Origin of the sequence: Brevundimonas sp. (genome assembly GCF_024711105.1) — a bacterium.
Taxonomy (GTDB): domain Bacteria; phylum Pseudomonadota; class Alphaproteobacteria; order Caulobacterales; family Caulobacteraceae; genus Brevundimonas.
This window is the reverse complement of the sequence record NZ_JANJTL010000166.1, coordinates 1-9,004: the sequence shown is the minus strand read 5'-3', so window position 1 is coordinate 9,004 and position 9,004 is coordinate 1. Positions and strand designations below refer to the sequence as shown.

Annotated in this window: 11 protein-coding genes and 1 pseudogene; 1 reads left to right on the top strand and 11 read right to left on the bottom strand. The window is 69.2% G+C overall.

From position 1 onward, the window contains the following. Positions 1 to 132 precede the first annotated feature (132 nt). The 9 genes and pseudogenes from Q0M60_RS13285 to glyA all read right to left on the bottom strand — a co-directional run bounded on the left by Q0M60_RS13285 (position 133) and on the right by glyA (position 6,718). The gene (locus tag Q0M60_RS13285) at positions 133 to 612 is read right to left on the bottom strand and encodes a hypothetical protein (RefSeq protein WP_296820357.1); all 480 of its coding nucleotides are present in this window, start codon (positions 610 to 612) and stop codon (positions 133 to 135) included. Between the two features lie 52 nt (positions 613 to 664). Continuing rightward, a complete protein-coding gene (gene thiL / locus Q0M60_RS13280; protein WP_296820354.1) occupies positions 665 to 1,609 on the bottom strand; it encodes a thiamine-phosphate kinase in 945 nt (314 codons plus the stop codon). Next, a complete protein-coding gene (nusB, locus tag Q0M60_RS13275; RefSeq protein ID WP_296820352.1) occupies positions 1,596 to 2,135 on the bottom strand; it encodes a transcription antitermination factor NusB in 540 nt (179 codons plus the stop codon). Before nusB ends, thiL begins: the two co-directional genes overlap by 14 nt. Then, positions 2,132 to 2,593, bottom strand: a complete 462-nt coding sequence (locus tag Q0M60_RS13270; RefSeq protein WP_296820350.1) for a 6,7-dimethyl-8-ribityllumazine synthase — start codon at positions 2,591 to 2,593, stop codon at positions 2,132 to 2,134. The genes nusB and Q0M60_RS13270 overlap by 4 nt, the downstream gene beginning before the upstream one ends. 20 nt (positions 2,594 to 2,613) lie before the next feature. After that, positions 2,614 to 3,240, bottom strand: a pseudogene (ribB, locus tag Q0M60_RS13265) (3,4-dihydroxy-2-butanone-4-phosphate synthase); the annotation flags it as partial. After that, a complete protein-coding gene (locus Q0M60_RS13260) occupies positions 3,237 to 3,827 on the bottom strand; it encodes a riboflavin synthase (protein WP_296820348.1) in 591 nt (196 codons plus the stop codon). The gene Q0M60_RS13260 and the pseudogene ribB, both read right to left, overlap by 4 nt. A gap of 59 nt (positions 3,828 to 3,886) precedes the next feature. Beyond that, entirely contained in the window at positions 3,887 to 4,648 is a 762-nt protein-coding gene (locus Q0M60_RS13255; protein ID WP_296820346.1) for a RibD family protein, read from the bottom strand. A gap of 320 nt (positions 4,649 to 4,968) precedes the next feature. Next, a complete protein-coding gene (gene nrdR, locus Q0M60_RS13250) occupies positions 4,969 to 5,427 on the bottom strand; it encodes a transcriptional regulator NrdR (RefSeq protein WP_296820344.1) in 459 nt (152 codons plus the stop codon). Between the two features lie 7 nt (positions 5,428 to 5,434). Next, on the bottom strand, positions 5,435 to 6,718 hold the full coding sequence (gene glyA / locus Q0M60_RS13245) for a serine hydroxymethyltransferase (RefSeq protein WP_296820341.1): 1,284 nt from the start codon (positions 6,716 to 6,718) through the stop codon (positions 5,435 to 5,437). A gap of 135 nt (positions 6,719 to 6,853) precedes the next feature. On the opposite strand from glyA, the gene Q0M60_RS13240 reads away from it, so the two are divergent. Continuing rightward, positions 6,854 to 7,357, top strand: a complete 504-nt coding sequence (locus Q0M60_RS13240; protein ID WP_296820339.1) for a hypothetical protein — start codon at positions 6,854 to 6,856, stop codon at positions 7,355 to 7,357. 5 nt (positions 7,358 to 7,362) lie between these two features. Here Q0M60_RS13240 and hemA read toward each other — a convergent pair whose 3' ends face one another. Next, positions 7,363 to 8,592: a 5-aminolevulinate synthase gene (hemA, locus tag Q0M60_RS13235; protein WP_296820337.1), complete on the bottom strand. Its 1,230-nt coding sequence runs from the start codon at positions 8,590 to 8,592 to the stop codon at positions 7,363 to 7,365. Positions 8,593 to 8,718: 126 nt separating this feature from the next. Beyond that, positions 8,719 to 9,004, bottom strand: a 286-nt coding sequence (locus tag Q0M60_RS13230) for an NAD-binding protein (protein ID WP_296820335.1), incomplete at its 5' end; no start/stop codon positions are given.

The following is a 9,004-nucleotide window of genomic DNA, read 5'->3' as shown; positions in this document are numbered from 1 at the left end:
GATCCAGGACAAGCTGGGCGTCGACGGCTGGGTCCGCTACGCCTCGCTGGACGTCGACAACGCCGTCTCGGATCAGGTGCGGCGCGACAAGGAGCGGCTGGTCGAATACCGGGCGCTGACCCGCGGGGGCCGCTAGCGGCTCCAGAGGTTGCGGCGGACGTCCTGGGCGTCATAGGCCTCGCGCGGGCGCTCGCCCGAGCCCATGCGAATATCCAGCAGCGCGACCGTCGGCTCGCTGGCCCCGAAGTTCAGGCCGACGCCGACGCCCACGCCCGACGAGCGGTAGCGGCCGTAGTCACTGGAGCCCGCGCCGATGGAGACGCTGGGGCGCGGGCCGCCGTCGCGGCCGGCCTCGGTCCAGCGGTTGTCGACCACGAACCACTCGCGGCCCTGCTCCAGAGTCAGTTCGGCCGCGCGCAGCAGGGCGCGGTCGTTGACCACCGAGGCGTCGCCGACGCCGCGATAGCTGACGCGCCAGCGGTCCGAGGTGAGCTGTTGCTGCGACCAGCCCTGGGCGGTCGGGCCGGCGGCCGGGCCGTAGGGGGCCAGCGTCTGGCAGGCGGACAGGCCGAGGGCGGCGGCGGCGGTGAGGGCGAGGGTGACGCGCTTCATGGCGATGAGCTCCTTCGCCCGGAAAAGCGCGCCGGATGAGGGGATTGTTCCCTTAACCGTGCCGCCAGCCGGCGCGGGCGACGGGCAGGATCGCGCCGTCGAAGACCACCTCGACTGCCTCGCCTTCGAAGACGCCGACCTGGGTGAGGCCCGAGAAGCGTGCGGCGTCCCCGGGCGCGGCGGCCAGCAACAGCTGGTAGTCGTCCCCGCCGGTGGCGAGCTGGAGCCGGGCGGAGGCCTCGTCCGGCTGTCCGTCGAGCCACGCGCGGCCCTCCGCTGACACGGGCATGGCCGCGAGGTCGAGGCGGACGCCCAGCCCGCTGGCCTCCGCGATCCGGCCGGCGTCGGCGATCAGGCCGTCGGAGACGTCGGCGCTGGCGGTGGCCGCTCTGGCCAGGTGGATCAGGTCCAGTCGGGGCTCGGGCCGGCGGTAGTGGTCGAGCAGGCGCGGACCGTCGAGCTCGCCCAGCGCGGCCTTCAGGCCGAGCAGGCCGTCGCCGATCGGGCCGCTGACGAAGAGCAGGTCCCCGGCCCGCGCGCCGGACCGAGACGGACAGCGGCTCGGCTCGCCCCAGCCCAGCAGGGTCGCGCCGACCGTGAGGGGGCCGGGCGTCGAGACGGTGTCCCCGCCGAGCAGGCTGAGGCCGAAGCGGCCCTGGTCCTCGGCCAGCCCCGCCGCGAAGGCCTCGCGGAAGGTCCAGTCGCAGCGCGGCGACCAGGCCGTGCTCATCAGATAGCCGAATGGCTCAGCGCCCTTGGCCGCCAGGTCCGACAGGTTGGTGCGCAGCAGCTTCTGCGCCACCGTGCCCGGCGGGTCCGAGGCCAGGAAGTGGACGCCTTCGACCAAGGTGTCGTGGGTCAGGACCAGCTGTCGGCCCGGCTGTGGGGTCAGGACGGCCGCGTCATCGAGCAGCCCTCGCGCCGCCGGATCGGTCGCCAGCGGCCGCAGCAGCCGCGCGATCGTTTCGAACTCGTCGGGCCGGTCAGCCCCGGACATCGCGGGCCACGCCGTCGAGCGCGGCGTTGACGAAGCGGGCGTCGCGGTCGTCGAAGAAGGCCTTGGCCAGCTCGACATACTCGTCCAGCACAACCTCCTTGGGCGTATCCGGCCGGTGCATCAGTTCCCAGGCGCCGGCGCGCAGCAGGGCCCGCAGGGTCGAATCCAGCCGGTTTATCTTCCAGCCGTCAGCCAGCCGTTTGGTGATGGCGCCGTCGACGGCGGCCTGCTCCGCGACCACGCCGCGCACGATCTCGGCGAAATAGGTCTCGTCAGCCTCGGCCAGGACCCCCTCGTCGGTGTCGGCCTCGAAGCGGTGGTCGGAGAACTCCTTGACCACGGTCTCGACCCCCTCCCCGCCCAGCTCCATCTGGTAGAGCGCCTGGACGGCGGCCAGCCGCGCGACGGTGCGGGCGCGGCGCTCGCGCGCGGACAGGGGCGTTTCGCCCAGCGCGCGCTCCGCCTCGGCGGCGGCGAGCTGCTCCATCACGGCGCGGAGCGAGTTGGGTTCGGTCGGGTCGGTCATACTGGGCCTCCGCGCAGCCGTCGGCGCAGCGCGATGAGTTCGAGACAGGCGCGCGCGGCGTGGCCGCCCTTGTCGCCCTGGGTCGGATCGGCGCGCCAGATGGCCTGGTCCTCGTCCTCGACGGTGAGGATGCCGTTGCCGATGGCCAGCCGGTGCTCGACGCCCAGCTGGGTCAGGCCGCGCGCGGATTCATTGGCGACGATCTCGAAGTGATAGGTCTCGCCGCGGATGACGCAGCCGAGCGCGACGTAGCCGTCATAGCGGACGCTGACGGGGAAGCGGCCGGACTCCTCGGCCATGGCGATGGCGGTTGGGATCTCCAGCGCGCCGGGCACGGCCATCACGTCGAACGCGACGCCGGCGGCGTCGAGCACGCGCCTCGCGCCTTCAAGCAACTGGTCGGAGATGTCGCGGTAGTAGGGCGCCTCGACGACGAGGACGCGGACGGGCTCGGCCATCACGCGTCTCCCTGCGCGCGGCGCCAGTCGATCAGGTCGGCGATGGTGCCGATCTTCAGCCCGTGGCGGCGCGCGTAGACGATCAGGTCGGGCAGGCGCGCCATGGTCCCGTCGTCGTTCATGATCTCGCAGATCACGCCGGACGGATTGAGGCCCGCCAGCCGCGCGATGTCGACGGCGGCCTCGGTGTGGCCGGCGCGGGCCAGGACGCCGCCGTCGGAGGCGACGATGGGGAACATGTGGCCGGGGCTGACGATGTCGTGGGGCCCGCAGGCCGGGTCGACGGCCACGGCGATGGTGCGGGCGCGGTCGGCGACGGAGATGCCGGTGGTGACGCCCTCGGCCGCCTCGATGGAGACGGTGAAGGCGGTGTTCATCCGCGCCCGGTTGTCCGAGGACATCGGCTTGAGGTTCAGCTCACGCGCCCGCTCGGCGGTGATGGCCAGGCAGACGAGGCCGCGCGCGTGGCGGACCATGAAGTTGATCTGCTCGGCCGTAGCGAACTGGGCGGGGATGACGATGTCGCCTTCGTTCTCGCGGTCCTCGGCGTCGACCAGAATGAAGGGACGGCCGGCGCGGGCCTCGTCGAGGATTTCTTCGACGGAGCTGATCGGGTGCGGCTCGGGCTTGAGAGCGGCCAAGGTCATGCGGTCTCCTGCCATCTGGCGAGGTAACGCGCCAGCATGTCGATCTCGAGATTGACGAGATCGCCGGGCTGGAGCCGCCCCAGCGTGGTGGCCTCGAGCGTGTGCGGGATGACATTGACCTCGAAGGCGTCGGCCGAGACGGCGTTCACGGTCAGGGATACGCCGTCGACGCAGATCGAGCCCTTCTCGGCGATCAGGCGCATCAGGGCGCGCGGGGCGGAAAAGCCGATGCGGCGCGAACCGCCGTCGGAGGTCACCGCCAGCACCTCGCCCAGGTCGTCCACGTGCCCCGAGACGATGTGACCGCCCAGCTCGTCCCCGGCCTTCAGCGCGCGCTCCAGATTGACGGGATGGCCTTCGGCCCAGCCGCCCAGTCCGGTGCGATCCAGCGTCTCGGTTGACACCTCGACGGCGAACCAGTCCGAGCCCGTCTCGACCACCGTCAGGCAGCAGCCCGAACAGGCGATGGAGGCGCCGAGTTCGATGGAGCCGGTGTCAAACGCCGTTTCGATCTCGTAGCGCCGGTCGCGCTCGGTCTGGCGGACCGCTCGCACGCGCCCGATGTCGGTGATGATGCCGGTGAACATCGGCGCTTATGGCTCCCAAAACACCGTCCAGACAGTCCGAACAGTCCAGACAGTCCGGATCAGCGGAGCGCCTCATAGCGCTCCCAGAGGTCGTCGCCGACGGGTTTGGCGCTGACCCGCCGGAACTTGGGGGCGTCGCCCAGCTTTGCAAGGGCCAGCGTCGCCACGCAGGGCCGCCCTTCGGAGCCCAGCAGGATAGGCGCCCGGAACCACTCCAGCCTGTCGACCAGCCCCGCCCGCAGGAAGGAGGCCGCGACCTGGCCGCCGCCTTCGATGAGGAGGGAGCGGATGCCGCGGCGGGCCAGGGCGGCGAGCACGGCCTCGGGCGAGGGACGGCCGTCGGGGGCGACCTGTTCGACCTCGGCTGTCCCGATAGGGCGCGGGTCGGAGGAGGTGAGGACCAGCGTGCCCGCGGTGGCAACTCTGGCGGAGGCCGGAGTGCGGAGCCGGGAATCGAGGATGACTCGCAGCGGTTGACGCCGTCTGCTCCCTTCCCCCTGGAGGGGGGAAGGGCGGGGGTTGGGGGTGGCGCCCGAACGACGGGCCGGGCCGTGCGCCGATTGAGACGGCGCGTCTGAACCGGCCGCCTCCACCCCCATCCCAACCCTTCCCCCCTCCAGGGGGAAGGGCTCAATGAGGCGCACCGTCAGCGCCGGATCGTCGGCAAGGACAGTCTCGACCCCGACGAGGATGGCGTCATGCGCCGCGCGCAGTTGATGGCTCTGCGCGCGTGCGGCCTCGCCGGTGATCCACTTGCTCTCGCCCGAGGCGGTCGCGATGCGGCCGTCGAGCGAGGTCGCCAGCTTGAGAGTGACCTTCACGGGTAATCGATCGTGTGGTTGCTGACGCGAACGCTCCTAACCGTCCCACCGGCGACCGTGTAGGCGTACTGAAACTCGCCGCGGCGAAAGATCACGATGAACTCATCCCTCTCCAGGCACTCTCGAAAGTCAGAGTCGTCCGGGAAGATCGTCCGGCGGTCACATGCTGCTGCGTATGCGGTTTCGCGTGGGAACGCTCGGTAGAGGCTCTCTACAGTGCTGCCTTCTGACACAGGGGACTCGGGTGGCGGTCGCATCATGCAAGCAGAGATGCTCAGCACGCCGAGGCAGGTCGCAAGCAGTCCGCCACCTCGCAGCATTCAGCCCTCGTCCAGGCCTTCCTCGCCGAGGAATTTCGCGAAGTCGCCGGTGTGGCGGAAGTCCTTGTAGACCGAGGCGTAGCGGACGTAGGCGACCTCATCGACCGACTTCAGCGCCTTCATGATGAAGTCGCCGACGGTCGAGGACGGGATCTCGGTCTCGCCCAGGCTCTCGAGCTGCCGGACGATGCGGCTGGAGAGCTGTTCAATCTGATCCGGCTGGACCGGGCGTTTGCGGAGCGCGATGCCCAGCGAGCGCTCCAGCTTTGAGCGGTCGAACGGCGTGCGCCGGCCGTTGCGCTTGATGATGACCAGCTCACGCAGCTGGACGCGCTCGAAGGTGGTGAAGCGACCCTGGCACTGCGGACAGGACCGGCGACGGCGGATGGCCGCGCCGTCGTCGGACGGGCGGCTATCCTTCACCTGGGTGTCCTGATTTCCGCAGAAGGGGCACTTCATCAGAGGGTTATCCGTAAATCGGGAAGCGCGAGGTGAGCTCTCTCACCTCGCCCGCCACGCGCTGGATGACGGCCGGATCGGCCTCGTCCCCGCCGTTCATCGAGGTCACGACATCGGCGATCCAGTGGCCGACCTGCTGGAACTCGGCTGTGCCGAAGCCGCGCGTGGTGCCGGCCGGGGTGCCGAGCCGCACGCCGGAGGTGACAGTGAAGGGCGCCGTGTCGAAGGGCACGCCGTTCTTGTTGCAGGTCATCAGCGCGTGTTCGAGCTGGAGCTCGGTGGCCTTGCCTGTCACGCCCTTGGGCCGCAGATCGACCAGCATCAGGTGGCTGTCGGTGCCGCCCGAGACGATGGCCAGGCCGCGCTCGACCAGGACGGCGGCGAGCGCCCGGGCGTTCTCGACGACCTGGGCCGCATAGGCCTTGAACTCGGGCTTGAGCGCCTCGCCGAAGGCGACGGCCTTAGCCGCGATGACGTGCTCCAGCGGCCCGCCCTGCAGGCCGGGGAAAACGGCGGAGTTGATCTTCTTGCCCAGGTCCTCGTCGTTCGAAAGGATCATGCCGCCGCGCGGGCCGCGCAGGGTCTTGTGGGTGGTGGTCGTCACCACGTGCGCGTGCGGCAGCGGGTCCGGATAGACGCGGCCGGCCACTAGGCCGGCGTAGTGGGCCATGTCGACCATCAGATACGCCCCGACCGAGTCCGCGATCTCGCGGAAGCGCTTGAAGTCGATGTGCCGCGAATAGGCCGAGGCGCCCGCCAGGATCAGGGCCGGCTTCTCCTGCTCGGCCATCTGGGCGACGTGGTCGTAATCGATCAGGAAGTCGTCCTCCCGGACCTTATAGGTTACGGGCCGGAACCACTTGCCCGACTGGTTGGCCGGCGAGCCGTGCGTCAGGTGGCCGCCGCAGGCCAGGTCCATGCCCAGGAAGGTGTCGCCCGGCTTCAGCAGGGCCATGAACACGGCCTGGTTGGCCTGGGCGCCGGAGTGCGGCTGAACGTTCACGAAGGAGCATCCGAACAGCTCCCTGGCCCGGCTGCGGGCCAGCTCCTCGGTGACGTCGACGTACTCGCACCCACCGTAGTAGCGCCGGCCGGGATAGCCCTCCGCGTACTTGTTGGTCAGGACCGAGCCCTGCGCCTCCAGCACGGCCTTCGAGACGATATTCTCGGAGGCGATGAGCTCGATCTGCTCCTTCTGCCGGCCCAGTTCGCCCTGGATGCCGCCGAAGATGTCCGGATCGGCCTCGGCGAGCGAGCGCGAGAAGAAGGCGTCGTGGGTGAAGGCGGTCACTGTCGTCTCCGGCAAAGAGGCGGCAGATTTAGTCCTCGGCGGGCGTCACCACAACATCTTGTGGGGAGTAGGTGAAGTGAGGTGTATTTTCGAAGCATGAGGTTAGGGCAAACCCTCCTGCTTGCAATGGCGAGCGTGTCTCTACTGGCCGCAACGCCAGGCACGGCGGACGATGCGCCCCACGAGGTCGGCCTAGGCGAAATTCTGGATAATCCAGCGGCGTTTCATGGCCAGACTGTCCGAGCACATGGCTTCCTGCTTATCCAGTTTGAGGGCCAGGCGCTGTGGGCTACCGAAGCCGACTTCCAGAGCATGGCGTATGAGCGCGCCGCCTGGCTCGATCTAATGCTCTTGGAGCCCGAGGACTACGATCACCCACTGAACGGGCGGCTGGCGTTCGTGACAGGCGTCGTCGACGCCGACGGCGAGTACGGCGGCCACGGACATGGGGCGCTGTTCGGCACGACAATAACCGACATCACCGAGATAGAACCTGATCCGGCCGATACCGCACCCGCCAGGCTTTGGCGCACAGATCAATTTTCCAACCTGCTAGCAGGGTTGGGCTTCCTGGCTCTCGTGTTCACCCTGATCGTCGGCGCGGTCGGCTTCCAAAATCGACTGCGGAAGAGAGGCTAGCGCCTTTAGGCCGCACTCGGCATCCGGGCGACGTTGCACCGCGTCCAGAGCGCGTCCATGGCGCTGACGAGGGCGTCCATCATCTCGTCGGTGTGGTCAGGCGACGGCGTGAAGCGCAGGCGCTCGGTGCCGCGCGGGACGGTCGGATAGTTGATCGGCTGCACGTAGACGCCGAACTCCTCGAGCAGCATGTCCGAGACCATCTTGCAGTGGACCGGATCACCGACGAACACCGGCACGATGTGGCTGGTGGAGGAGTCCATCACCTGGATGCCGACCTGGGCGAAGCGGCGCTTCAGTTCGGCGGCGCGGGCCTGGTGGGCGGCGCGCAGTTCCGGGTGGGTCTTGAGGTGACGCACCGAGGCGAGCGCGCCCGCGGTCAGGGCCGGCGGCAGGCTGGTGGTGAAGATGAAGCCCGAGGCCCACGACCGCACCGCATCGACCACCACCGCGTCCGCCGCGATGTAGCCGCCCATGACGCCGATGGCCTTGCCCAGGGTGCATTCGATGATGTCGATCTGCTCCAGCAGGCCGTCGCGCTCGGCCACGCCCGCTCCCGTCTCGCCGTAGAGGCCCACGGCGTGGACCTCGTCGAGATAGGTCATGGCGCCGTACTTCTTCGCCAGCGCGATCGTGCCGGCCAGATCGGCGATGTCGCCGTCCATGGAATAGACGCTCTCGAACGCGATCAGCTTGGGCGCGTCGGCGGGGGCAGAGGCCAGGAGCTGTTCGAGGTGCTCCAGGTCGTTGTGGCGGAACACGTGCCGCTCACACCCGCCGTTGCGGATGCCCGCTATCATCGAGGCGTGGTTCAGCGCGTCCGAAAAGGTGATCAGGCCCGGCAGGATCTTCTGCAGGGTCGAGAGCGTCGCCTCGTTGCCGACGTAGCCCGAGGTGAACAGCAGCGCGGCTTCCTTCTGGTGCCAGGCGGCCAGCTCGGCCTCCAGGTCCACGGCCCAGCGGGTGGTGCCCGAGATGTTGCGCGTGCCGCCGGCGCCGGCGCCGACCGCGTCCAGCTCGGCCTGCATGGCCTCCAGCACCGCCGGATGCTGGCCCATGCCGAGATAGTCGTTGGAGCACCAGACGATGACGTCCTGGGACGTGCCGTCCTCACGGCGGCGGATCGCCTTGGGGAATTCGCCGCGCACGCGCTTGAGGTCCGCGAAGACACGATAGCGCCCCTCGCTCTTGACCTGCTCGACAGCAGTCTGGAAGGCGGCCTTGTAGTCGTACAACGGGTCAGCTCTACCGGCGGCGAAAACTTGCCCGGTGATGCGCCGATCGGGTCGATTTGTCCATGAAACGGACCGGACAAAACGCCGCAAACCCTTAATTGATAACGGTTCTCAAGAACCCGACCTTCAGCCCTTCGGCAGATCGTCCAGCTTGCCGCGCAGCATCTGCAGGATGGCGGAGAAGTCCCGACCGCCGTAGCCAAGGCCGTTGAACATCTGGAACAGGGCCTCGGTCTGGGCCCCCAGCGGCGTCGAGGCGCCGACCTTGGCCGCCGCGTCCTGGGCCAGCTTCAGGTCCTTCAGCATCATGGCCGTGGCGAAGCCGCCGTCGTAGTTGCGGTTCGATGGCGCGGTCGGGACCGGGCCCGGCCAGGGGTAGTAGGTCGTGACCGACCAGCTCTGGCCGGACGAC

What these genes read in the sequence shown, in the direction of transcription:
- nusB (WP_296820352.1), bottom strand. Translation starts at nt 2,135, where the DNA reads ATGACCGACCCGACCGAACCCAACTCGCTCCGCGCCGTGATGGAGCAG.
- nrdR (WP_296820344.1), bottom strand. Translation starts at nt 5,427, where the DNA reads ATGAAGTGCCCCTTCTGCGGAAATCAGGACACCCAGGTGAAGGATAGC.
- thiL (WP_296820354.1), bottom strand. Translation starts at nt 1,609, where the DNA reads ATGTCCGGGGCTGACCGGCCCGACGAGTTCGAAACGATCGCGCGGCTG.
- Q0M60_RS13270 (WP_296820350.1), bottom strand. Translation starts at nt 2,593, where the DNA reads ATGGCCGAGCCCGTCCGCGTCCTCGTCGTCGAGGCGCCCTACTACCGC.
- Q0M60_RS13260 (WP_296820348.1), bottom strand. Translation starts at nt 3,827, where the DNA reads ATGTTCACCGGCATCATCACCGACATCGGGCGCGTGCGAGCGGTCCGC.
- Q0M60_RS13285 (WP_296820357.1), bottom strand. Translation starts at nt 612, where the DNA reads ATGAAGCGCGTCACCCTCGCCCTCACCGCCGCCGCCGCCCTCGGCCTG.